Raw genomic sequence first — 24,481 nt, forward strand, 5'->3', positions numbered from 1 at the left:
CTGTGGGTGACCTGTTGGAGGCGGGGAATGAAGATTCTGCCGATGATGCCGAAGATGACGCCGCGGATGAAGCGTTTGCTGATGCTGATGGGGCCGGGAGTGGCGGCGGCCGGTGTTCAGCAGATCAATCTGGTCATCGGTACGGCGATCGCCTCGTCGGAGAAATCAGCCATCGGGAGTTTGAACTACGCGGACCGCCTCTTTCAGATGCCGAATGGAATGATCGGTGCGGCTTTCGGGGTGGTGCTGCTGCCGGAAATCACCCGCTTGCTGCGAAGTGGCGATGAGCCGGGGGCGAACGAAGCGATCGGGAAAGGGGTGTATTTTGCGATGCTGTTGACCATCCCGGCGGCGCTCGCCTTGGCGACGGTTCCGGCCGCTTTCGTTGGGCCGATCTATGATCGCGGTCAGTTCGCGGAGAACCAGGCGCTTGTGCCGGTCTCGATGGCGCTGGCAGCCTTCGCCCTCGGCTTGCCGGCCTATGTTCTGGTGAAGGTTCTTCAGGCGGGCTACTTCGCCCGCGAGAATACCAAGTCGCCGATGAAGATCGCGGCGGTGACGGTGACGGTGAATGCCGTGGCGAGCTTGCTTCTCTTTCCCATGCTCGGCTTCATCGGGATTGCGCTCGCGACGAGTCTCGCTGGCTGGGTCAATGTGGCGCTGCTGCTATTCGGTTTGCGGGGCTCGGTTGGGTTGACGCCTCGTCGCAAGTCCCAGCTCGGCCGGATTCTTGTGGCAGCGCTCGCGATGGCGGCTTTCCTCTACTTCACCTTTCCGGCGCTGGCGGTTTGGTTTGCGGGATCCGAGTGGCAGCGCATCGCCGCGATGCTGCTGCTGGTGACGGGCGGGGCGGTGGTCTACGGGGCGCTGGCGGTGTTGCTGAAAGCGACCTCGCTTGCTGAATTGAAGGCGGGCTTCCGGAGGTAGGAATACGGCAGGGGTCCAGTCGTGCCGGGTTCTCGCCGCTTGCGCGTGAGAGAATCGCACCTAATCTCGGAGCGTGAAGAGGAACCAACGGATGATCGTTCAGGCGGTGCTGTTGCTGGCAGTCGTCTGGGGCGCGGTGACGGGCATCCGCGCGCTGGTCGGGACCCAACGGGTTACAGCGGAGAAACTGGCTTCCCAAATTGAAGCGGGGGACTTTTCCGATTGGTCCGAGCTGGAGGTTCTGCCGGCGAATGCCGAGGCGAAAGGTCGCTACAGGCAGATCACGGAAATTGCCGAGATGGTGAACCAGCTCGATTTCGCGGAACGTGAGAAGGCTCGCGAGGAACGGATCGGTGAGAGCTTCTTCCGCCGACTCTCGATACCGGAAAAGGAGCGCTTCATCGATCTGACGATCGAGGAATCGATGGAGACCTTCATGAAGGCGCTGGATGCACTCGACCCGGAACAGCGCCGCAAGTTCGTCGAGGATGGCCTGAGGGAGATCGAGGATGGTCGAACGGAAGAGGAGATGAAGCGCACGCGTGAGATGAGCGAGGATTTGCTGCGGCGAATTTCCGATGAAGGTATGAAGTCGTATTTTGCGAACGCGAGTGCCGACACGAAACTTGATTTGGCGCCATTGATGGAGGCGATGGACGATGTGATGAAGGGCATGCGCGGGAGGGAATTCGGACCACCGCAGTGATGGTGATGACGATGGCAGACTTGAGGAGCAGGAAGCGTGGTGGCGGGTTCACGCTGACCGAAATGCTGGTGGTGCTGGCGATTGTCGTGACGCTGGCGGGCATTGCGTTTCCGCTGATTCGTTCGGGTGTGCGGGCATCTCACAAAGCGGGATGTCTTTCCAATCTCCAGCAGATCGGCATGGGGCTGGAGTCCTACCTTCAGGATCACAATCAACGGATGCCGGAATTGGAGGCCGGGCGGAAATCCCGATCCGAGGATTTGCCGGTGATCGAAGTGCTGCTTGAGCCTTACCTCCGTTCTGAAGAGGTGTTCCATTGCCCGGCAGACAAGGAGGTTTTTGCGGCAAGCGGATCGAGCTACCTTTGGAACACCACCCAGAACGGACTGCCACGAACGAAACTTTCCTTCTTCGGCGAGGAAGGCGATCTTTCAAGGATTCCGCTGGTGATCGACAAGGAGTCGTGGCACGGCGGGGGCGAGACGGGGTCGAATTTCCTCTACGCGGACTATTCGGCGACCAATCGCATTCAATTTTCGGTGTCTCCTTAATCGATGGCCATGCTCGATGTTAGAAACCTCTCCAAGCAGTTCGGGAAAAAGCCCGCGCTGGAGGAAGTCTCGTTCCAGGTCGGAGAGGGTCAGATCTACGGTCTGCTCGGCCACAATGGAGCCGGGAAGAGCACCACGCTGGGCATCATCCTCGGAATGGTGGAGCCGGATCAGGGCGAGGCGATCATCAATGGGGTTTCGGTGCAGAAGAAGCGGGCGAGCGCCTTGCGCCAGGTGGGTTCGATTTTTGAAAGCCCCTGCTTCTATGAATACCTGAGCGGGTGGGAGAATTTGAGGATTCTGAGCAATTACTCGGGGCCATTCGATAAGAAGGCGACCGAGGAAATCGTCGGCCGGGTGGGGCTGACGGAGCGGATTGGATCGAAGGTGCGGACCTATTCGCACGGGATGCGCCAGCGGCTGGCGCTCGCCCAGGCTTTGCTGCCAATGCCGATGGTGCTGCTGCTCGATGAGCCGACCGACGGGCTCGATCCGGAAGGGATCAAATGGTTCCGCGATTTCATTCTCGGGCTGCGGCGGGAAAGAGGGATGACGGTGGTGTTCAATTCCCACCTGCTGGCGGAGGTCGAACAGATGTGCGACCGGGTGGCGATTCTGAAGGGGGGGAAGCGGGTCTTCGAAGGCAAGGTGGCATCGGTCGGGGGCGATGAGCGCTTGTTCGATGTCGACCTCGATCCCTGGGAGGAGGGCATGCGTTTTCTCGAGCTCCAGGGTTGCCGGATGATTCGGAAGGGCCGGATTTCCATTCCGCCCGAAGCCGATCCGGCGATTCTTGTGGCGGCTTTGGTGGGGATTCGAGTGAGGGTTTCGGCCTTCTCTCCGATCCGTCGTTCATTGGAAGACCTTTACCTTGAGATCACCCGATGATGTTCCTGCGCCAACTCCGGGGTGAGCTCAGAAAGCTCTTTGCCCGGCCCCGGACCTACATGGGCTACGGCGCGTTCGTGCTGATGGAGTTGGTGATCCTGCTGGTCTGGAAATTCGGGGGTGGCCGCCGCTACATGCGCGAGTTGATCGAGCGTAATGGCTACGACTTTGATTTCTACTTCAGCTCCCTGTCGCTGACCTTCACCGTGATGATCGTGAGCATGGCGCTGCTCGGGTCGATCTTCTTTGCCCTGGTGGCGGGCGATGTGGTGGCGAAAGAGACCGAGGATGGGAACCTGCGGCTGGTGCTCTCGCGTCCGATCAGCCGCTTCCGTCTGCTGCTGGTGAAATACGCTGCGGTGGCGATTTACACCTTCACCTTCGTCTTCTTCGTCGGCATCTCCGGATATTTGATGGCGGTTGCGGCCGTCGGCTGGGAGGGCGGATTGTTTGTCATGGAGCCCAAGATGAAGGTCTTTGCGGTCTACCCCGAGTGGATCGATGGCATGACCCGTCTGGCGATGGGTGCGACGGGCATCGGAGTCAGCATGATCACCCTGTCCTCGATGGCCTTCATGTTTTCCTGCTTCAAGATCAAGCCGGCGGCGGCGACGATCCTCACGCTGGCGGTTCTGTTCGTCGACATGATCCTGCAGAACTTCCCGTTCTTCCGGCCGTATGAATCCTACTTCATGACCTGGCGGATGAGCTGCTGGGTCTATCTTTTCGAAGAGAGCATCGACTGGTGGAAGATCATCGATGCCTACACCTTTCTCGGCGGGCTCAACGTGACCTTCTTCATGATCGGTCTGCTCTCGTTTCAAACGAGGGATTTCAAGACTTAGAGCGGGCGGAAAAAAGGCGACCGGCGGACTTTCCTTGGTCGCCAAACCCAGAAGCCGCCGGTCGCCCATGTCGGGGGGAATCTGGTCCCCGTGTGTGTCGACAGCCCGAGAATGTTCCAAAACCCCCGTTTCCACTATTCCTTCATCACGTAGACGAGATGACGGGGGCCTTCGGGCGAAAGCTTTTGGCAAACGGGGTTCGCAGGTTCAGCCTGTGCGCGATGCGCGAGGACACGCGACGATGGATGGCTGCCGACAAGCGGCATTGCTGGCACCCCTTCACTCCGCAAGGGGCGTGGACGGATGGCGGGCATGATCCGCTGGTGCTGGTGCGTGGTCAGGGTTGCTGGTTGTGGGACTCCGAAGGGCGGAAGTATTTCGATGGCAATTCATCCATCTGGACGAACATCCATGGGCACAACCATCCGGTGCTGAATGAGGCGCTGCGGAAACAGGCAGAGCAGGTGGCGCATACATCCTATCTGGGGTTTGCGAATCCGAGGGCGAGTGAGTTGGCGGAGAAGCTGGTTTCGTTTTTCCCGGAGCAGACCCTTGAGCGGGTGTTCTATTCGGACAACGGGTCGACGGCGGTCGAGGTGGCGATGAAGATGTCGCTGCAGTACTGGATGCAGTGCGGGAGTATGAAGCGGACGCGCTTCGTCGCCTTCAACAATGGTTATCACGGCGACACCATGGGCGCAGCGTCGCTTGGTGGGGTGTCGCGCTTCTTTGAACGATTCCGGCAGTTCGGAGTGGAAGTGGATTTTGTTTCGTCGATTGAGGATCTGGAGGCCTTGGATCCAGAGCACACCGCAGCAGTCATCATCGAGCCTTTGATCCAAGGGGTGAATGAGATGCGCCCCTGGCCGTGCGGCATGTTGAAGGCCTTGAGAGATTATTGTGACAAAGCGGGTGTCCATCTGATTCTTGATGAAGTGATGACCGGGTTCGGGAGGACGGGAACGATGTTCGCCTGTGAGCAGGAGTCGGTCGTCCCGGATTTCCTGTGTCTGGCGAAGGGATTGACCGGAGGCTACATGCCCATGGCGGCGACGCTGACGACCCGGGAGGTTTATGAGGCTTTTCTCGGTGATGCGGAGAATGCCTTTTACTATGGGCATAGTTACACAGCGAATCCTCTGGGTTGCGCCGTGGCGCTGGCGAATCTGGGTTTATTCGAAAGCGAAAACACCCTTGAGAAATTGAAGTCGAAGATCGAGGCCTTGTCAGCCTTGTTAGATGCTCTTGAAGGCGAGAAGTCGCGGGTTCATGAAGTCCGGCAATGTGGTTTCATCGCAGGGATTGAACTGCGCCAGGCCGACGGATTGTCATTTCCTGAGGACAACAAGGTCGGTGCGGCGGTTTGCGCGGAGGCAAGGCAGCACGGGCTACTGACGAGACCCATCCGTGATACGGTGGTCATCATGCCGCCGCTTTGCACGGAGCCTGACGAATTGGAGGCGGCCTTTGGGGCTCTGGGAAAGGTGCTGTAATCGGCTGAGGCTCACTCAGCACTTGGCACCTGTTCGAAACGACCTTCGCTGAGATAGCAAGTGACCTCCTGGATAACGCGTCGATTCTTCATCAGGTAGGGATGAGTGGCGGGAACAACCAGATGATCTTCGGTGTCGGGTAGACGGGTGTTCGCCACCGAGACCTTGCCATCGTCGGGGCCCGGAATCATGCACGAGTTGATCCAGTTGATGGAGCGTGATCCGGCGATGACGGCATGCTCGTGGCCGAGGGGTCCGAGTTGATTGGGCAGGCTCTCGGGGGCGCAGCTCAATTGCTTGCCGGCGGGGCCGTTGAGAGCGTGAAAAAGCTTCCAATGGCCGATCTTGTCGACGACATGGGAGCCTTGGCTTGGTGGCCCTAACAAAACGATTCGCCCGAGATTGCCCGGCGTCTGCTCGGAGAGATACTGGCGCAGAACGATGCTGCCGAGGGAGTGGGTGACGAAATGAACTTTGGTCGCCTCCTTGAGCTCCGGAAGAGCCAGTTGAGGGGCGAGATGCTCAGCGGCGAGGCGCTCGACGGATTTTTTACGCGTCGGGTAAGAGAGGTTGTGGACGGTGTAGCCGGCCTCCGAGAGGTGGCGTTCCATCTTTTTCATGCTGTGGGGGGTGCGGCAGAGTCCGTGCAGCAGCACCACATGTTCACCCGGGCCGGCTGTGGGGACTGCTGGACTGCTCTGTAGCAGGGCGGGAAAAAGCCAGAAGGCGATGATTTTGAGGATTCTCATCTGAGAGAGGTGGATTCGAGGGCACTCTGACAGAACTGAGAGATCGAGCAAAGTCGAAGAAATGATAAAGTTCATCGATAAGATCAATAATTCCTTGAAACATGGATCGGGTAGGGCATGCAGCGCTCCAACTGATCCGGGCATCCGTCCGGACTCGCAAGCGGCGATTACAACGCAAAGCAATTTCCCCACTAGCCGAACCGAGATCGGTGGCTATAGTCGCCTTATGTCTATGCTCGCTGTAACCATCGACGGGAGATTCATCTTTCTCGTCCTGACCGTCATTGTCCTCGTTATCGTGGCCTTTGTCTTCGCCACCTTTTTCAAAACCTGGCTACGGGCGAAGCTCTCGGATGCGCCGGTATCGTGGTCGAATCTGATTGGGATGCTTCTCAGGAAGGTGCCCTTCGGCCGCATTGTTGACGCCCGGATCACCGCGGTGAAAGCCGGCCTGCCTCTGACGGCGGAGCAGTTGGAAGCTCACTACCTCTCCGGTGGCGACGTCGAGGACGTGGTGCTGGCGCTGATTGCGGCGGATAAGGCAGGACTCAACCTTCAGTTTGACCGCGCCTGTGCGATTGATCTCGCGGTAAAGGGCACGACCAAGACCGTGCTCGAAGCGGTGCGGACGTCGATCAACCCGAAGGTGATCGAATGCCCGAATCCAGCTGCTGGCATTACCAAGATCACGGCGGTCGCCAAGGACGGCATCGCGGTCAATGTCCGCGCCCGAGTCACGGTGCGGACGGCGCTCGACTCGTTCATCGGGGGTGCCACGGAGGAAACCGTTATTGCCCGTGTTGGCGAAGGGATCGTGACTTCGGTGGGCTCGGCGGAGAGCTACAAGGCCGTGCTCGAGAACCCGGACAGCATTTCCAAGCTGGTGCTGAGCAAGGGCGTCGATTCCTCGACAGCCTTCGAGATCCTTTCGATCGATATCGCGGATGTGGATGTGGCCGACAACGTTGGAGCGCGGCTTCAGACCGAGCAGGCGGAGGCAGACAAGCGCGTCGCTCAGGCGAAGGCCGAAATGCGGCGCGCTGCGGCGGTTGCCGTCGAGCAGGAAATGTCCGCCCGGACCCAGGAAATGCGCGCCAAAGTGGTCGAAGCCGAAGCCCAGGTGCCGCTTGCGATCGCCGAAGCCTTCCGAGCTGGCAACCTCGGGGTGATGGATTATACCCGCTACAAGAACATCGTGGCAGATACCGACATGCGTTCGTCGATCGCCACGGATGAAGATTCGGGCCAAGACAGCGATGAGATGAGATGATCCTGGCGTTTGACATATCCGAGCTTCCAGGGGAGGCGCTTACCGTCCTCTTCCTGCTGCTGATTTCTCTCATCAGCTGGATCAAGGATCGGTTTTTAACCAAGCCGGAGGAGCCTCAAACCTTTGAGAATGAGGAAATGCGTGAAGTCATCTGGCGACGCCAGATGGGTGAGACCGGTGAGGAGACCCTGATGCCATGGGAGCAGCCTGAAGCGCCTTCATCGACGATTCGGTTTGATCAACCCGAGCCTAGGGCGGTGGTGCCGACTCCGCCACCGCTGCCACCGAAGCCGGTAAAGCTTTCGCGCCGTGAAGAGGAACTGGCAAATTCCTTCGAGCGCTCGACACAGAAGCGTGGTCGCCGGACCAGCCATCGCAGGCAGATTGACCGCATGCTCCGCTCGCCGTCTGCTGCCAAGGATGCGATTCTTCTCATGGAGATTCTCGGGAAGCCTGTCGCGTTGAAGGATCACCAAGCCCAAGAGATCTGAGTTGCCGATTGTTTTCCAAACCATGAGAGCCTTACTACTACTACTGCTGACCGCGCTTTTCTGCATTGCCGAAGAGGTACCCGAACAGACGGTAATGGGTAAGTCAGAGGAAATGAGTCTGACCGGCAAGGTGGTGGTTTTGCCGGTCGGCCAGGATGATCTGGTCAACAAACAGGCTTTCCGCTTCTGGCACCGGATGCTCGAACGTGCCATGGATGAGAAGGCTCGTGCCGTCGTGCTCGAACTCGATACCCCGGGCGGTCTGGCCTTTGACACGCGCGACATCATTACCGATGACTTCGGGAAACTGGATATCCCGCTGATTGCCTGGGTGAAACGCGAGGCCTTGAGCGCCGGTGCCCTGATCGCCTTTTCTTCGGACCGCATTTACATGGCGCCTGATTCAACGATTGGTTCCGCTGGTCTGATCAATGGCACCGGTCAGGAGATAGAAAAGGTCATGCGGGCGAAACTGGAGAGCGCCTTTGAGGCTTCGATGCGCGCGGTCGTCGAGAAAAAGGGGCATCGCATGGATGTCTTGCGGGCGATGATGTTTGTCGACGAAGAGAACGAGCAGCAATTTGGCTCGGTGACCGTGAGGAAAGGAGGATTGCTCAATCTAACAGCCAGCGAGGCGATCGAAGAAGTGGATGGCAAGCCGCTGCTCGCGGCGGGCATCGCCGGGACTTTGGAAGAGGTGCTGGAGATCGAGGGCCTCGAAGGTGTCGAGGTGATTCGTCCCGAGCCCACCGGCTTTGAGAAGTTCGCCTGGTGGGTGGCTTCCATTTCGCCGCTGTTGATCGCCTTGGGGATTGGAACGGCTTACTTCGAGCTGAAGGCGCCGGGTTTTGGTCTTTTCGGTTTTATCTCGCTGGGTGTTTTCGGGCTCTTCTTTTTCGGCAACAACATCGCTGGAAACCTGGCAGGCTATGAGTTGATGGCGATTTTCGTCGTTGGAATCGTGCTGATTATTCTCGAAATCTTCGTCATCCCCGGTGGGATCGTTGGAATCATTGGAGCGCTGATGTCAGTGGGCTCGCTGTGGTTCGCCATGGCGGACAGGGTCGATTTCAGCCGCATCGACGAAGGTGGCAGCATCGTTTCCAATCTGGGCGATGTGTTGATTGGTCCGGCCTTGGGCCTCGCACTCGGAATCCTGGGCGCGATCGGTCTGATGCTCCTCTTCATGCGTTACCTTCCCGACCTTCCGCTGTTTCGTGGCCTGGTGGCGAAAGAAGCGCTGGCATCAGGGCAGGGCGGTGAATCTACTAAGAGTCTCGTAGGTCTCATCGCGGTGGCGCTCACCGACCTTCGACCGACAGGTACGATCCTCATTGAAGGGATGAAGAAGGATGCGATCTCGAAGCACGGGCTGATCGAGAAGGATAGCGAGGTGCGGGTTTTGAAAGAGGGCATGACCTTCGAAGTCGAGCGCGTGGATGAAGGGCTGGCTTAGTCGGATGGACGAATGATCGTGGTTGCGGTCCATGGTCCATCTTCAGGATGGACAAGCGCCTGCCAGTACCAGGCCGAGGCATCGGTGTGGGCATCGCCGTTTTTCGAAACATAGCGCTCATGGACGAGCCACTTCTTGCCATCGCGTCGCGCCAATGAGGCTCCCCACAAGCGTCCATCGGCATCGCGGAAGACGGGCTCGCTGTGGGTTTCGAATCCTGCGGCGCGCAGACAGTGGTCGCTGGGGTGCATCATTCGGGTCGCTCGGTCGGTGCGCCTCATGATCAGCTCGGCTTCTCCCCAGGCGAACTTGGCGATCTGACCCGGGAAGGATCGGGCAAAACGTTGCTCCACCGGGCTGAGTGCTTGGGGGACGAGTGCCACGCCTTCGAGCATGGTCGGCCAAGCGAACGCTCCCGAGGGATGGTTCGACGGCTCTCTGCCGGGGCTTGTCACCAGCATTCCTGCGGTGACGATCATCACTCCACTGCCGACAACGGCAAGGCGCCGAAGGCCCCTCAAGCTGCGAACGCCATCCCAGCGCTTGCTGATCCGGCCGAACCGATTTGTGAATGCAAAGACCGCGCCGAGGACACAAGTGTGAACGAGCAGGCCGGCCGCCGGGTGGGCCCATTCGGGCCATTCAACGCGTCCGGATTCGGGAAGGAAAACCAAGGCTGCGCGTAATCCGTTTCCCATCACGACGCAGGCAAGCGCGATCGCTAACAAGGCGAGGGTACGCAAGCAACTCAGGCGCATGCGGGCCGCCAACACGGCGGCGACAAAGCACGAAGTCCAAAGCATCCGGATCCCAGCGCAGGGTGGATCGATGCCGACCAGGCGGTCGCCATCGATCAGCATGACCCCCGCTTTCTCAACGGGAATACCCGCGAGATTCAGCAGGATCTTCGTCATCTCCGCTGCCACCAAACGCAGCGGGTAGCCGGCGTAGAAGTCGAGCGAGGCGACCAACGGCAACGACAGGACCAGCAGTGCGATGATCCCGGCCTTGCCACGTGGCATCTTTACCGAGAAGGCGATCACGGCCACCGCCAGAAGACCGGTGAGCAATGGAAAGCGCGTGATTTCGCTCATTTGAAGCGCTGACAGTGTGGCGGCGCCGACGACCATCCGGCCGGGAAGGATTCTGATTTGATCGGAGTTTCTCTGGCGCGACGCCATGACGAGCATCACCAGCGCGACGCCCAAGGCGATCACCCCGAGAGGCTCGTCGGAGCGGTCGGAGACGCGTCGACCATACCACGCCAGCAAGGGCAGGATCGAGATGACGAAGGCGATCACCGCCGGGACCGGCAGCCATCGGGACAGGGAGGGGCCGATCCCGAGTGGCTCGCGGCATGGAGTTGAAACGCTCATCGCTTGCTACGATAAAAGCCGTAGTTATTGGTCTGTTTGACGATGGCGGTGGAACATGAGCCCCATGGCGGTGATGAGAAGCAGTCCCATCACGCTTGGTTCGGGGGCGGCTCCGGTCGAGCCGGGGCTCCCACCGCTGTGGCTGACCGTGACCTGACCGTGCCCGACGGCATGGTTGCTGACGCCTTTTGGGAGTGGGAGAGGTTGGGAAACGGTTTTCAGTTTGGCGAGCACCTCGCGTGGGGTTTGATCGACGCCGACGAAGGAGGTGTATTCCGTGAGCAGTCCGTAGGTGAGCCCGAGATTGGTGATTTCCTGGCGGGTCTCATCGTTGGCATTGGAGCCACGCATGTGGGACTGGAGCTTCGCATCGTCTGCCAGGGTTCGGACTTTTTCCCGCGCCCAGAGTGGCCGGAGGGCGGGATTGTCTTTCCCTTTTTCGGCTTCCGAAGAGACATCGAAGCTCGATTCGTAGGGTCCGGCTCCTCCTTGTCCGGTGACAATGATCCGCCCACTGGCAGCTCCCTTCCACTTTCCGATCAGCTCGATCGGACGGTCGGCGAAGACATCGGGGAAGCTTTCCGGTTGGATGTCGACTGCTTCGAAGCCTTCGTAGCGGACCTGAATGTCGGTCAGCACCGGTGAGCTGATGTAGTCACGGAAACGGCTGGCGGTCTGGCTGGCCTCGCCGGGATGGAGCACGAAGAATGGCTCGCCCATGCCGGCGCGTGCCATGCCTTCGATCAGCCAGCGGTTGACCGAGCTCCCGATGCCAAAGGCGAAGAGATTGGCACTGCCGAGTTCGGAGCGGACGAGGTCGAAGGCTTCGCGCTCGATGTTTACGAAGCCATCGGTCACGACCACGATGCTGCGTGAAGTGCCTTCGTTCTGAGGCATCGCCATCGCACGTTTGAGCGCAGGCAGGAGCTCGGTGCCACCGCCGCCACGGGCGAGTTGGGTCAGATCCGTGCCGCGTGCGATGTTCTCGGGGGTTGCTGGCAGTGGCGTTTCTGAGAGTAGGCGGCTCTCGCCTGCAAACAGCAGCACGTTGAAGGTGTCGGTGTTCCGGATGCCACCTAACAGATCACGCATCAGCGACTTTGCGGTATTCAAAGGGAAGCCATTCATGCTGCCGCTGACATCGAGGATGAAGACGTAGTCACGAGCCGGGATTTGCTCGGGAAGGACGCGTTCGGGTGGCTCGACGTTGAGGAGGAAGAAGTTTTCATCCTCACCCTCGTGAAGCAGCAAGCCGCTGACGACCTGGGCGTCGGCGAGCCGGTAGCGTAGCACGAAGTCGCGATTGCCGGCTTCGCCGCTGGGGGGAAGGGAGACGGATGCCTGATCCTCGCTGGAAAATTCGATCTCTGCTTGATGGCTGGTGCAAGTGAGGGACTGCAATGGCATGCCGCTCCGTACTTTCACCTCGGCGGCGAAGGTGGCCGGCGTATTGACGCCCTCATTGAGGTAGGGATTGCCGACCCATTTCTCGGTCTTGGCATCCTTGTTCGAGTAGCGCGGGCCGACCACCGTGGGATAGACGAATTCGTAGACCCGATCGGTCGCGGTCAGTTTCTCGCTGAAGTTCAAGGTCACCTTGACCTCGTCGCCGGGAAGGATGTTGGCCACGCTCATTGAGAAAACGTTCGGCCGTTCCTGCTCGAGCAGGGAAGCGGTCTTGTTTTCGTTCTTGGCCTTTTCGTAGGTCGCCTTGGCTTTGGTTTTCTCCTGGATCTCGGCGACGATCACCCGCTCGCCGATCCGCATTTCCACACCGTGGACGGCGGCGCGGGTGCTGGCCGGAAAAATGTAGGTCGCCTCGATCGGTGTGGTGCCGGTGTTGGCATAGGTTTGCTGAACGGTGACTTCTGCAATGACTCCCGAGATCGTTGCTTTGACCTCGGTGGCCTTGAGCGGGAATTTTTCGGTATTTTCGCCGTCGCCAGCGATTTCGAAATGGGGAGCCTGCGATCGGTCATCCTCGCCGTCCGGGTGGGGCTGGGGGATGGCGAAGGCGAGCGTGGTGCTCAGCAAAGTAAAGGCGGCGGTGGCATGGAGGATGGATGTCGTCTGCATGGCGGTGGTTCGTTGGATCAACTGAACCTTTTCCGCCGGGGTGAATGCTGAATGAACCGCTGGTGAAAACGCGATGGGTTTTTTGTGCTTGTTGGGTCGGGCGGCTGGAAAGCCGCCTTGCCCACTCATGGCGCTCGGGAGAGCGCCACTCCTGAATTCAGCTGATCAGCGGGCCGATGACGAGGGCGACGACGGAGACCAGTTTGAGGAGCACGTTGAGGGAAGGGCCGGCGGTGTCTTTGAAAGGATCGCCGACAGTGTCACCGACGACGGCCGCTTTGTGGGCTTCGGATCCCTTGCTGTGTTTCACGCCATCCACTTCGATGCCTTCCTCGATCATCTTTTTGGCGTTGTCCCAAGCTCCACCGGCGTTGGCTTGGAAGATGGCCATCAACACGCCCGAGACCGTCACTCCGGCAAGCAGGCCACCGAGCGCTTCGGCACCATTGCCTGTCATGCCCTTGAAACTGAAGCCGACGACCACTGGAGCAAGCACCGCGAGTAGTCCCGGCAGGACCATCTCCCTGATGGCGGCCTGGGTGGAAATTGCGACGCACTTGCCATACTCGGCCTTGCCGTCGGCGGCATCGAAGATCTGCTGGTCCTCACTGCTCCAGTTCTCCTGTTCGGTGCCCTCATTTTTGCGCATCACATTGAGTGCCGCCTTTAATTCCGGGATGCTGGCGAATTGCCGACGGACTTCCTGAATCATGGCCATCGCCGCGCGACCCACGGCATCCATCGCCATCGCGGAAAAGAGGAAGGGCAGCATGCCGCCGACAAACAGCATGGCCATGACCGAGGCCTTTGAGATATCGATCGCTTGAAGTCCGGTGACCGCCATGAAGGCACTGAAAAGGGCCAGGGCTGTTAGGGCGGCGGACGCGATGGCGAAACCTTTGCCGATGGCGGCAGTGGTGTTGCCGACCGCATCGAGCTTGTCGGTGCGTTGGCGGACTTCCTTCGGCAGGCGGGACATTTCCGCGATGCCGCCGGCGTTGTCGGAGATCGGGCCGTAGGCATCGACAGCGAGTTGGATGCCGGTGTTGGCGAGCATGCCGACCGCGGCGATGGCGATGCCGTAGAGACCGGCAACTTCGTAGGCGGTGATGATTGCAGTGGCGAGAATCAGGATGGGGATGGCGGTCGAGCGCATGCCCACTCCGAGACCGGCGATGATGTTGGTGGCCGAGCCGGTGACCGATTGTTTGACAATCACAAGCACCGGTTTCTTGCCAGTGCCGGTGTAGTATTCCGTGACCAGTCCGATGGCGACGCCGGCGACGAGGCCTGCGATCGCAGCCCAGAACACGCCTTGGGCGGTGAAGGTTTTTCCGGCGATGACCCATTGCTCGGGAAGCAGTCCTTTGATCAGGAACCAACTTGCGACGAGCAGCAAACCGGCTGCTACGAACTCTCCGATGTTCAAGGCTTTCTGCGGATCCCCACCTTCGGGGACGCGAACGAAGAAGGTGCCGACAATGGAAACGACAATACCGACTGCGGCGATGAGCATCGGGAGGATGACGGCTGAGAGCGGTCCGAAGGGAAGCTCGGTGAACTCGGGCAGGGCAAACATCGTGGCACCGATCACCATCGATCCGACCAGCGCGCCGATGTAGGATTCGAACAGGTCCGCACCCATGCCAGCCACGTCGCCCACGTTGTCACCGACATTGTCCGCGATGGTTGCGGGATTGAGCGGGTGGTCTTCGGGGATACCGGCCTCCACTTTCCCGACGAGGTCGGCACCGACGTCTGCCGCCTTCGTATAGATGCCGCCACCGACACGGGCGAAGAGGGCGATCGATGAGGCGCCAAACGAGAAGCCGGTGAGGACCGTGATGACTTTGGAGACTTCGTCGACCGATCCGGTTCCGAACATTCCCGAGTAGATGAGGAAGAGCCCACTGAGGCCGACGAGTCCGAGTCCGACCACGCCCATGCCCATCACCGAGCCGCCGTTGAAGGCGACCTTGAGGGCGTGATTCAAGCTCGTGCGGGCTGCGTGGGTGGTGCGGATGTTGGCCTTGGTCGCCACTCTCATGCCGATGAAGCCGGCGAGTGCCGAGCAGACGGCTCCGGCGACAAAGGAGAGGGCGACGAGGGGGCTGGAAGCATCCGTGCTCGATCCTTGCCAAGCGAGCAGACAGGCAACGACCACCACGAACCAGGCGAGCACCTTGTATTCCGCCTTGAGGAAGGCCATGGCCCCTTCACTGATGAAACCTCCGATGCGCTTCATCAGCTCGGTGCCCGGGTCCTGGCGGGTGACCCAGCGGGATTGAATGAAGGTGTAGAGCAATGCCAGAAGTCCGGCAGCCGGTAGCAGGTAGACGAGGTGGTTCATGGGCTTGGGTAGCTTGAGGGGAAATCTAACCGATTTCGTTGGTGGCATTCTGCACATCCCATCCAGAGGTTCCAGCTCAGTTTCGGCTGGAACGGCGAGTTGATTGTAATAGCTTTTTCGAAGGTAATACCGGAGCCTGAAGCCTTGCTTTCTTCGGGCCGGGTTCAGTTGTGTTGTGGGGAAGAACGCGGTCGGAAATTTTGTCATTGTCAGCCATGAAAGTCGCCATTCTCGGAGCCAGTCCGAAGCCGGACCGATACGCCAACAAGGCGCAGGTCCTGCTCATGAAGCATGGGCACGAGGTCTTTCCCGTGAGTCAGGGCGGGCAGGACGTACTCGGTGTCGATGGTCTAACCAAAGTGCCGGCCGGGATGGATACGGTGACGCTCTACCTGAGTCCGAAGCACCTGCATCCGATCCTCGATGAGCTGGCGGCCGCGGCGCCGAAGCGGGTGATCTTCAATCCGGGAACAGAGTCGAGGGAAGCGAAGCAGCGCCTCGAAGGTGAGGGCATTCTTTGCGAAGAAGCGTGTACGCTGGTTCTGCTCGGCACCGGCCAGTTTTAGGCTCAGAATGGTATTCAAGCCATGAAGTTGCCTAACCTTTTGCTTTTCGTTCCCTTGATGTTCCTGCCAGGTGAGGGCTTGGCTCTTGGTTTCGCCAACGGCGTGAAGATCGGCGAGCTTACCCATGACTCGGTGGTGATTTGGACGCGATTGACGAAGAACGCCCTAGCCGATCATCAGGTTGAGAAATGGGATCCGGAAACCCCCCACTGGCAGGTGCCCGGACAGGCCGGGGAACTGCGCGTTTCCCTGATTCAGCCTGAGGAGCAGATGTCGCTGGCTCAGATGCCGGTGCTGGTCGATGCGGGAAGTGACTTCTGCCATCAGGTTCGTTTTACCGATCTCGATCCGGCGACCCGCTACACCGTTACGATTCTTGGCACAGCGGGTGAAGAGACGGCCGAATACGTGACCTCATTCAGAACGGCTCCTCTTCCATCCTGTGAAGAAGCGATCACCTTCACTGTTTCCACCTGTCAGGATTTTCCGCGTCGTGATGACAAGGCGAACGGGCATAAGATTTACAAGTCGATGCTCGCCGAAGAGCCGGACTTTTTCGTTCAAACCGGCGATACCCTTTACTACGACAAGCCCGATCCCTTTGCCAAGGATCTGGCGACCGCACGCTACAAATGGAATCGGATCTATGCGCTGCCTTTCCTGCGTGAGTTCCACAAGGTCATCCCGAGCTACTGGATGCATGACGACCACGATGTGCTCAAGGATGACTGCTGGCCGGGGCAGAAGTATGGGGATCTCACCTGGGACCAGGGTCTCAAGATCTGGAGTGAGCAGGTGCCGCAATCGGACAAACCTTATCGGACCTTCCGCTGGGGAAAGCACCTGCAAATCTGGCTCCCCGAAGGCCGCGAGTATCGCTCGCCGAACACCATGGAGGACGGGCCGGAGAAGAGCATCCTAGGGAAAAAGCAGTGGAAGTGGCTTGAGGAAACCATGAAGGCATCAGACGCGACCTTTAAGCTCTATGTTTCAGCGACGCCCGTGGTCGGTCCGGATCGCAAGGGGAAGAACGACAATCATGCCAACAAGGGGTTCCGGCACGAGGGGAAGCGACTTCGCGAATTCCTGAGTGCGATACCCGGCTGCTTTGTCATCAATGGCGACCGTCACTGGCAGTATCACTCGATCGACCCTGATACCCAGCTCAACGAGTTTGGTTCCGGGCCAGCATCCAATGTTCATGCCGGCGGCTTCAATCGGGATCTGAAGGAAGAGTGGCAGCCCTTTCTGCGAATCAAGGGTGGCTACCTTTCAGTTGAAGTCGATGCCAAGACGGCGAAGGTGGTGCATCACGATGTTGATGGCATGGCGGTCAATGAGGTCGTGATTTCCGCGCCTTGAGGCTCACTTGCTCGCTTTCTCCCGCTCGACCTCCCAAGTGACGAGAAATTCGCGGGCATGGTTCGGGTCATTGAGCAGCACGCAGCCTCCATTCAGAGTTCCTTGTTGGAGTTCCTTGGTTTGGAGTGAGCTTTTTCGTAGGAACCGGAGATGCCCCGTGGCACCGGGTCTCGACTTTGCCATCATCTCAAGCGCGACCCTTCCCATCGTCATCCTTACATTCAGCTCGACCACCGGGCTCCAGCCGAGGCTTCCATCGGCGTTGCGGTAAACCATTGCGTCGACTCCGAGGGGACCGACATAACCCGGGAGCAATGCTCTAAGTGCGCCGGGAATTTTCTCCTGATACCAGCGCATGACATCGGCTTCGCGGAAGAGGAAGGTGGCGACCTCTTCGTCGAGGATGGATCCCCATTTGGGCGCGACACGTGATCCGAGGAACCGACCGTGGGAGTCGTTTTCCATCACCGTCATCCCCATGAGTTTCACGTGATCCGCATCCATTTCGTAGAGCGCGGAGAAGTCGGCCACTCGATGACGATAGGGCTCGATGACGACGCTGCCATGCGTGGCGAGGATTCGGGACAACCATGGTTGAGCGCTTGTTTCTTCTCCGGGTGGGACTCGAAGATGGTCGCGCCCTGCGCATCCGTAGCAGCCTTTGATGAGAGTCGCTTGGTGTGGCGGAAGCCCGCGCAGGCATGCCATGGCTGATTCCAGATCGCTGCAGACAAGACCGCGGTCTTTCACGTCGAGTTTCTCTAACAATCGCACACCGATTTCTTTCGAGAGCCATGTGTCGGGTACGGATTCGCGCCACGGCCAGCGGGCGGATTCGGGCACGTGGATGCTTAGTGGTTGGAGTGTTTCTGAGGCGTCGGGCGACCAGGCCCACGGGCGCATCCCACCAAGTTTCCGGTCGCCGAGGTCTCCTTGCTCAAGCATTTCGGGGATCTGGAATCCCACGCGCTTGAGATAGGCGAGGTGTTCCTTCGATGGCATCTGGCGCACCAAAGCGACGTCATCGCGCCTGCTCCAGGCGAGCATCACCATTTCGGCATCGTGCTCCATCGCCGCGCTCATCTTTTTCGGATGAAACGCCTGGCCACGTCGGCGGGCGGCGACTTCGAGTTCGGCATTCGGATTGAACCAGTGAACGACGGGTGTCCGGCCGCGCGATTGTTCGTAGACTTCGAGGTGCTCGATGAAGTCATCGTCGAAGCCCGCGAGCCTGCGTCCCTCGGCATTGAAGGGGGCGATGCCTTTTGCTTTGGAGGCGGAGAAGGGAAAGACGAGTGCCTTGTTGAAGGCATTCCAGTCGTTGTCTTCCTTGTCCTTCCACTTGCGGAACCATTTCACGCCATGGCCGACATGCCCGATCTCATCCTGGTAGATTTTTTCCAAGACGCCGGCGGTGGCGGTGTCGCCGACCTGGCGGAAAAGGCCAGCGTAGTGTTTGGAGAAATCGAGGTTGGCTTGTTCGAAGGTCAGATTCAATCGCGTGACGAAATCCATCGGCGTCTCCATCGGCGCGATCAGCCGCCAGAAGTAGTTGTTCAGCGGCAGCTCACCGAAGTGCACGCCGCACTCCTTCATGCGCCGCAGATACATCATGGTGTGCATCTGTTCCTCGCGCATGGCCTCGTAAACTCCTGCTCGGTATTCCTTCGGAGCATCGGGAAACTTGAGCAGCACGAGAGCCATCAGTTCTGCCGCGAGCAATTCGTGATTGGCGAGGAAATGCAGCATCCGCCCACGCTCGCGGTCGTCGTCGAGCTTGTTGATGCCGGGAAAAGTGGCGCGAACGCCCTTTTCCACGATGCGCAACTCGTCCGGCCGTCCAGGTCCGTCGGGTGTCAGGATGGGCGGGCCGGGAAGATCATCGGACGCGTCCGGCGGCGACAACTGGAGCTTTTCCTCCAGCGTCCCCGCAAAGAGCACCCGCTCCGCTGCTTCCCGCATCTGCATGGGCTCAAGCAAGCGCAGATCTATGCGGCTGCCAATGGTGGGAAACAGAATATGCGAAGGGCGGAGATAATGTCCCCTTTTTGCGGGACATATGATGGAGACCGGATGTCAAATTTGGGTGTAAGTCCGGTGTCGGCCCACCTGTAGAGTCACTCTGTGAAAATTCAGTCTCTTACCTTGCTCCTTTCCCTCGCTTCAGTGCTTTTAACTGCCGGAGCCGAGCGGGCGATTTTCAATGGTCGGGATCTCGACGGTTGGTCGGGTGATCCGCGACTTTGGAGTGTCGAAGATGGGATGATTGTCGGCCGCACGGATGAGGATGGACGGGCGATCAAGGCGAACAGTTTTTTAATCTACAAGAAAGAGACACCCGGCGATTTTCAACTGAGCTACAAGGCCCGGGTTTCGGCCAGCAATTCGGGTGTCCAGTATCGCAGCAAGGTGATCGATGAGGAGGCTTGGCGACTTGGCGGCTACCAGATGGATCTCCATCCGAAGGCTCCTTTTCTCGGGATGCTTTACGAGGAGAAGGGACGCGGAATCGTTTGCAAGCGAGGTGAAAAAGCGGTGCTGCCGGCGGGTGGAAAGCCGAAGCAGACCGGCAAGCTCGAGATCGAAGCAACCGAGCTTTCGGAGTGGAATGACTACAAGATCATCGCTCGTGGGAATGTGCTGCAACATTTCGTCAACGGCAAGCTGGCCATCGAGCTGGTGGATGAGGATCCGGAGAAGCGGAGCATGGAAGGTTTCATCGGTTTGCAGCTCCACGTGGGGCCCCCGATGACGGCGGAATTCAAGGATCTCGTGCTAGCGGATCTGGCACCGGGTGACGGAGATGAGAGAGCGGCTGCGAAGCAAGCTGTGGATTCGCAGGAGCAGGAGATCGAATGGATCTGGGGAAGCAGTCAGCCGAAAGCCAATGAAAAGGTGTTTTTCCGAAAGGAATTCGTGCTTCCGCCGGGTTTCGCTGGAGCCACCCTCGAAGTGGTGGGTGATGACGCACAGCGTGCCTGGGTCAATGGCCACGACCTGGGGATGCAGATGGATTGGAGCCGGCTTGTCCGACATGAAGTGGCGGACTATCTGAAACCGGGACGCAACATCATCGCGGTCGAAGGTCGGAACGGCACCGGGGTGGCCGGGATGGCGATGCGCATGAAGATCAAGTTGAGTGACGGTTCGAGCGCGGAGTTGGTCAGTGACGGTTCGTGGAAGGTTTCCTCGGAATCTGCCGAGGGCTGGCTGGAGTTGGGCTTCGACCAGTCCGGATGGCGCCCGGCCACCGTGGTCGCGAAGATGGGAGCGGCTCCGTGGGGAAAGATCATTGGCGATCAGGCGATGGCGGAGAAGCCCGCTCCGAAAGGCCCGGCCAAGGACATGAGCGATTCTTTCGCGGTGCTTCCCGGCTTCAAGCTTGAGTTGATCCGTAAGATTCCCGCGTCCGAGGGTTCGTGGGTCGCCCTGACGATCGGTCCCGATGGCAGCCTGATCTGCGGCGATCAGTATGGGAAGATTTACCGACTCATCGTCGAAACCGGCAAGGTCGAACCGCTGCCGATTCCCCTCGACGGGATTCACGGCCTCCTCTGGTTCAAGGACTCACTCTATGTCACGGTGACGGAGAGCAAGAAGGTGGACAAAGGAGTTTATCGGGTTCAAGCCGGTGCGAACGGCACCTTCAAGAAGCCGGAGCTGCTCAAGAAACTCGAAGGCAGTGGAGAGCACGGACCGCATTCGCTGGTCCCCTCGCCGGACGGGAAGTGGATTTATTTCTGTGCGGGCAACCACACGAAGTTGGCGGAGATGGATAGTTCGATGGTGCCGCGTGTCTGGGATGAGGATCAGCTTTTGCCGCGTCGTCCCGATGCCAGAGGACACGCTGCCAGAACGATGGCGCCTGGCGGCTGGATCGCACGCTTCAAGCCGGATGGTTCGGATTGGCAGCTGGTGGGCATCGGGATGCGGAACCAGTTCGACATCGCCTTCAATGCCGCCGGCGACCTTTTTACCTACGATGCCGACATGGAGTGGGATCTGGGCATGCCGTGGTACCGGCCGACCCGGATCAATCACGTGGTTCCCGGGGCCGAGATGGGATGGCGCAACGGAACCGGGAAGTGGCCGAGCTACTCCGAGGACAGCATGCCCGAAGTGGTGAACATTGGTCCGGGTTCGCCGACGGGCCTGCTTTCGGGCGAGGGTGCTGCCTTTCCTGCGAGGTACCAGCGTGCGCTCTATGCCTTGGACTGGACCTTTGCCACGATCCACGTGGTGCACCTTGAGAAGCACGGCTCCAGCTACAGTGCGACCACCGAGGAGCTGGTCGCCGGTGACGGACTGCCGCTGACCGATGCGCAGATCGGTAAGGATGGGAACCTGTATTTCCTGACCGGTGGACGACGGACGGACTCGGCAGTGTGGCGGGTCAGGTATGTTGATGATGAGCCGACCGCTCCCGTGGAATTCTCGGATGAGTTGGCCCCGCTTATCGATCGGAAGCAGGCTCTGGCCGGGCTTTCCTCCTCTGATCGGACGCTACGCCAGCAGGCCCGATTGTACTTCGAAACCCGTCCGCGTGAAATTCCCCCGAACCTCGGAAAAGTCCGGGGCAAACCTTGGGAGACGATTCAAGCGGCGATCATCCAGGCACGACTCAACGAGGGGAAAAAGGCCAAGGAGATGCTCAGGTATCTAACAGCTTTGGAATTCGATGCCCTCGAACTGCAGCAACAGCTTGCCTGGTTGCGCGCGGCCGGCCTCGCATTCATCCGGGGAGATGGTGCCGACAAGGACGAACGTGCGAGTGTGTTGCAGGCGATCGATGCCTCGTATCCCGCCCGCAACGATGATCTGAATGCCGAGCTGGTGCGGATGCTCGCCTACCTCAACGCCCCTGGCGTGGTGGGCAGGACCTTGGCGCTGATGGACACCGCTCCGCCGCCGGTCGCTCCGGATTGGTTGGCGATTGCGGAACGGAATTCGCGATACGGGTCGACGGTGAAGAGCATGTTGAAGGCGCAACCGCCGGCGCGTGTGATTCACTATGTTTACGCGCTGCGTTGTGTTCCCGGGCCATGGGATCGCAATGAACGAGAGCGGTTTTTTGGTTGGCTCAAACGTCTGAATTCAAAAAGCGGCGGTAAGTCGTACGGCGGCTTTCTCAAGGACTTGACCCAACAGACGCTGGAGATTGCCACTCCCCAGGAACGAAAATGGCTGAAGGACTTCGTGCCCACCGAGGTCGCCGATCCATTTGCCAATCTGCCCACAGCGAAGGGTCCGGGTCGTATCTGGACCGTCGAGGAGGTTGAGAAGGTGGCGGAGGCCGGATTCGAAGGGGCGGACCATGCCCACGGTGAGGAAATGTTCAAAGCAGCGCTGTGTGCCGCCTGCCATAGCTATGGAGGACAAGGAGGGGCGGCAGGTCCGGAGCTCTCAAGTCTTGGCGGACGATTTACCGTGAAAAGCCTCGCCGTCGCCTTGATCGATCCAAGTCAGGAGGTCTCCGATCAGTATGCCTTCGATATCCTCACCAAGAAGGATGGAGGTCAGGTGGTTGGCCGAATCAAGGAGGAAAAGGACGACCGCTGGATCGTCAGTATCAACCCATTCGATTTCAGCCAAACGGTCGAAATCGAGCGTGGGGACGTCGTGAAAGTCGAGCCATCGCCGGTCTCCCCGATGCCCGGTGGGCTGATCAATCAGCTCAATGAGAACGAGCTGCGTGACCTGCTGGCATTCCTACTGGCGAAGTAGTAGGATGGGTCTTGCCGCGAGGCTTTCCAACCGGGGGGCTGAACGGTCGGGCCCCACTTGGTGGTTTTTAATATCATGAAGAGTTTGCTGATCATCCTGGCTGGAATCGCGGCAAGTACTGCCGCGCTTGAAGCCCGGAACTTTGTTTTCATTCTCGTGGATGATCTCGGGGCGACGGATCTCGGTTACACCGGAAGCAAGTTCCACGAGACGCCGAATATTGATCGTCTGGCGGCATCGGGCATGCGCTTCGACACGGGCTATGCGGCATCCCGCGTTTGCAGTCCTTCCCGCGCCAGCATCATGACGGGCAAGGCCACGCCCCGTCACGGGATCACCGATTGGATTGGTGCGGCCTCTGGAATGGATTGGAAGCGGGACGATTCGGTGCTTCCTGCCGAGTATGTCCACAACTTGCCCAGCGAGGAGATCACCATTGCCGAAGCAATGCGGGAGGCGGGCTACGCGACCTTCTTTGCCGGAAAGTGGCACCTGGGTGCCAAAGGGTCATGGCCGGAGGATCACGGCTTCGAGATCAACAAAGGCGGCTGGGACAAGGGCTCACCGGCGGGCGGCTATTTTGCGCCATGGAAAAACCCCCGCCTTGAGAGTGGACCGGATGGTGAGTTGCTGACCTTGAGGCTCGCGCGCGAGACGGCTTCTTTCATCGAGGCGAACCAGAACAAGCCGTTCTTTGCCTTCCTTTCGTTCTATACCGTCCATGGTCCGATTCAGACGACTGAAGCTCTTCACGAAAAGTATCGGAAGAAAGCGGAGCGCATGGGGCTTTCAGGCGAAGCGACCCGCTTCAAGTTCGACCGGCGACTTGCGGTCCGCCAGGTGCAGGACAATCCCATCTATGCCGGCATGGTCGAGTCGCTGGATACGGCCGTTGGCATCGTTCTGAACAAGCTGAAGGAGACCGGACTCGACAAGGACACGGTGGTCATTTTCACCTCCGACAATGGTGGCGTGTCCTCAGGGGATGCCTATTCGACAAGCTTGCTTCCCTACCGTGGCGGCAAGGGGAGGCAGTGGGAAGGTGGTATTCGCGAGCCCTACATCATCCATGTTCCCGGCATGACAAAAGCCCGCTCCGCCACGGAGATTCCTGTCATTGGGATGGACTTCTATCCGACGATCCTCGAGCTCGCGGGCTTGCCAGCGATGCCCGGGCAGCATGTCGATGGCGTCAGCCTGGTGCCGGTTCTGAAAGGTGGCTCGGTGGGTGAGCGGGACTTGTTCTGGCACTACCCGCATTATGGGAACCAAGGCGGAGAGCCGTCGTCGATCATTCGCTCCAAGGACTGGAAGTTGATCCATTACCATGAGGATGGGCGTTCCGAGCTCTACAAGCTCGATGAGGATCCCGGTGAGCAGAAGGATCTGGCTGCCGCGAATCCGGAGAAGGTTGCCGTGCTCAGCGCGCGCTTGAATGACTGGCTGAAGGATACGGGTGCGAAAATTCCCACTCGTGATCCGCGCTTCGATCAGAAGCGATTTGATGCGAAGATCAACGCGGCTCGGAATGCCGGGATGAGTCGGCTTGAGAAACAGCATCTGGAGTTCCTTGATCCCGACTGGGAACCGAAGGGCAAGGAGCCGTGGTGGGGTAGTGCGGGTGCCGTCGAAAAGTAGACGCTCACTTTGA

18 protein-coding genes are annotated in these 24,481 nt (G+C 59.3%); 13 read left to right on the forward strand and 5 right to left on the reverse strand.

What is annotated here, in order from left to right:
* The 6 genes from murJ to bioA form a co-directional block, all read left to right on the forward strand.
* Positions 1 to 927: murein biosynthesis integral membrane protein MurJ (gene murJ / locus WBG04_RS07285; RefSeq protein WP_424313730.1), on the forward strand; the 927-nt coding region annotated here is incomplete at its 5' end.
* 73 nt (positions 928 to 1,000) lie between these two features.
* Complete coding sequence (locus WBG04_RS07290) at positions 1,001 to 1,633, forward strand: hypothetical protein (protein WP_424313731.1); 633 nt, start codon at positions 1,001 to 1,003, stop codon at positions 1,631 to 1,633.
* Positions 1,634 to 1,638: 5 nt separating this feature from the next.
* A complete protein-coding gene (locus WBG04_RS07295) occupies positions 1,639 to 2,184 on the forward strand; it encodes a type II secretion system protein (RefSeq protein ID WP_424313733.1) in 546 nt (181 codons plus the stop codon).
* A 9-nt stretch (positions 2,185 to 2,193) separates the two neighbouring features.
* On the forward strand, positions 2,194 to 3,072 hold the full coding sequence (locus tag WBG04_RS07300; RefSeq protein ID WP_424313734.1) for an ABC transporter ATP-binding protein: 879 nt from the start codon (positions 2,194 to 2,196) through the stop codon (positions 3,070 to 3,072).
* Positions 3,069 to 3,917 carry an ABC transporter permease gene (locus WBG04_RS07305; RefSeq protein ID WP_424313735.1) on the forward strand — a complete coding sequence of 283 codons (849 nt, stop codon included), beginning with the start codon at positions 3,069 to 3,071 and terminating at the stop codon, positions 3,915 to 3,917. Before WBG04_RS07300 ends, WBG04_RS07305 begins: the two co-directional genes overlap by 4 nt.
* A gap of 221 nt (positions 3,918 to 4,138) precedes the next feature.
* Entirely contained in the window at positions 4,139 to 5,410 is a 1,272-nt protein-coding gene (gene bioA / locus WBG04_RS07310; protein ID WP_424313736.1) for an adenosylmethionine--8-amino-7-oxononanoate transaminase, read from the forward strand.
* An 11-nt stretch (positions 5,411 to 5,421) separates the two neighbouring features.
* Here bioA and WBG04_RS07315 read toward each other — a convergent pair whose 3' ends face one another.
* Positions 5,422 to 6,159, reverse strand: a complete 738-nt coding sequence (locus tag WBG04_RS07315; protein ID WP_424313737.1) for an esterase/lipase family protein — start codon at positions 6,157 to 6,159, stop codon at positions 5,422 to 5,424.
* A 226-nt stretch (positions 6,160 to 6,385) separates the two neighbouring features.
* On the opposite strand from WBG04_RS07315, the gene floA reads away from it, so the two are divergent.
* From floA to WBG04_RS07330, 3 genes are read left to right on the forward strand one after another with little or no spacing between them, the layout of a single operon-like run.
* The gene (floA, locus tag WBG04_RS07320; RefSeq protein ID WP_424313738.1) at positions 6,386 to 7,429 is read left to right on the forward strand and encodes a flotillin-like protein FloA; all 1,044 of its coding nucleotides are present in this window, start codon (positions 6,386 to 6,388) and stop codon (positions 7,427 to 7,429) included.
* A complete protein-coding gene (locus WBG04_RS07325) occupies positions 7,426 to 7,920 on the forward strand; it encodes a hypothetical protein (protein ID WP_424313739.1) in 495 nt (164 codons plus the stop codon). The genes floA and WBG04_RS07325 overlap by 4 nt, the downstream gene beginning before the upstream one ends.
* 22 nt (positions 7,921 to 7,942) lie before the next feature.
* Positions 7,943 to 9,376 (forward strand): NfeD family protein, encoded by a 1,434-nt coding sequence (locus WBG04_RS07330; RefSeq protein ID WP_424313740.1) that lies wholly within the window; start codon positions 7,943 to 7,945, stop codon positions 9,374 to 9,376.
* On the opposite strand, the gene WBG04_RS07335 is transcribed toward WBG04_RS07330, so the two are convergent.
* The 3 genes from WBG04_RS07335 to WBG04_RS07345 form a co-directional block, all read right to left on the reverse strand.
* Positions 9,373 to 10,752, reverse strand: coding sequence for an exosortase/archaeosortase family protein (locus tag WBG04_RS07335; RefSeq protein ID WP_424313742.1), 1,380 nt, complete (start codon positions 10,750 to 10,752; stop codon positions 9,373 to 9,375). The two genes, WBG04_RS07330 and WBG04_RS07335, sit on opposite strands and share 4 nt — an antisense overlap.
* Before the next feature lie 24 nt (positions 10,753 to 10,776).
* Positions 10,777 to 12,828 (reverse strand): VIT and vWA domain-containing protein, encoded by a 2,052-nt coding sequence (locus tag WBG04_RS07340; protein ID WP_424313743.1) that lies wholly within the window; start codon positions 12,826 to 12,828, stop codon positions 10,777 to 10,779.
* A 157-nt stretch (positions 12,829 to 12,985) separates the two neighbouring features.
* Complete coding sequence (locus WBG04_RS07345) at positions 12,986 to 15,178, reverse strand: sodium-translocating pyrophosphatase (protein ID WP_424313745.1); 2,193 nt, start codon at positions 15,176 to 15,178, stop codon at positions 12,986 to 12,988.
* A 215-nt stretch (positions 15,179 to 15,393) separates the two neighbouring features.
* On the opposite strand from WBG04_RS07345, the gene WBG04_RS07350 reads away from it, so the two are divergent.
* Complete coding sequence (locus tag WBG04_RS07350; RefSeq protein WP_424313747.1) at positions 15,394 to 15,744, forward strand: CoA-binding protein; 351 nt, start codon at positions 15,394 to 15,396, stop codon at positions 15,742 to 15,744.
* A gap of 21 nt (positions 15,745 to 15,765) precedes the next feature.
* Positions 15,766 to 17,106, forward strand: a complete 1,341-nt coding sequence (locus WBG04_RS07355) for an alkaline phosphatase D family protein (protein WP_424313748.1) — start codon at positions 15,766 to 15,768, stop codon at positions 17,104 to 17,106.
* Between the two features lie 3 nt (positions 17,107 to 17,109).
* Here the strand turns inward: WBG04_RS07355 and WBG04_RS07360 are convergent, their stop codons facing one another.
* Complete coding sequence (locus WBG04_RS07360) at positions 17,110 to 19,074, reverse strand: ferritin-like domain-containing protein (protein ID WP_424313750.1); 1,965 nt, start codon at positions 19,072 to 19,074, stop codon at positions 17,110 to 17,112.
* Positions 19,075 to 19,230: 156 nt separating this feature from the next.
* On the opposite strand from WBG04_RS07360, the gene WBG04_RS07365 reads away from it, so the two are divergent.
* Positions 19,231 to 22,830, forward strand: coding sequence for a family 16 glycoside hydrolase (locus tag WBG04_RS07365; protein ID WP_424313751.1), 3,600 nt, complete (start codon positions 19,231 to 19,233; stop codon positions 22,828 to 22,830).
* A 75-nt stretch (positions 22,831 to 22,905) separates the two neighbouring features.
* Positions 22,906 to 24,468: a sulfatase gene (locus tag WBG04_RS07370; protein ID WP_424313752.1), complete on the forward strand. Its 1,563-nt coding sequence runs from the start codon at positions 22,906 to 22,908 to the stop codon at positions 24,466 to 24,468.
* Positions 24,469 to 24,481: the final 13 nt, after the last annotated feature.

Source organism: Haloferula sp., assembly GCF_049672945.1.
GTDB lineage: Bacteria > Verrucomicrobiota > Verrucomicrobiia > Verrucomicrobiales > Akkermansiaceae > Haloferula.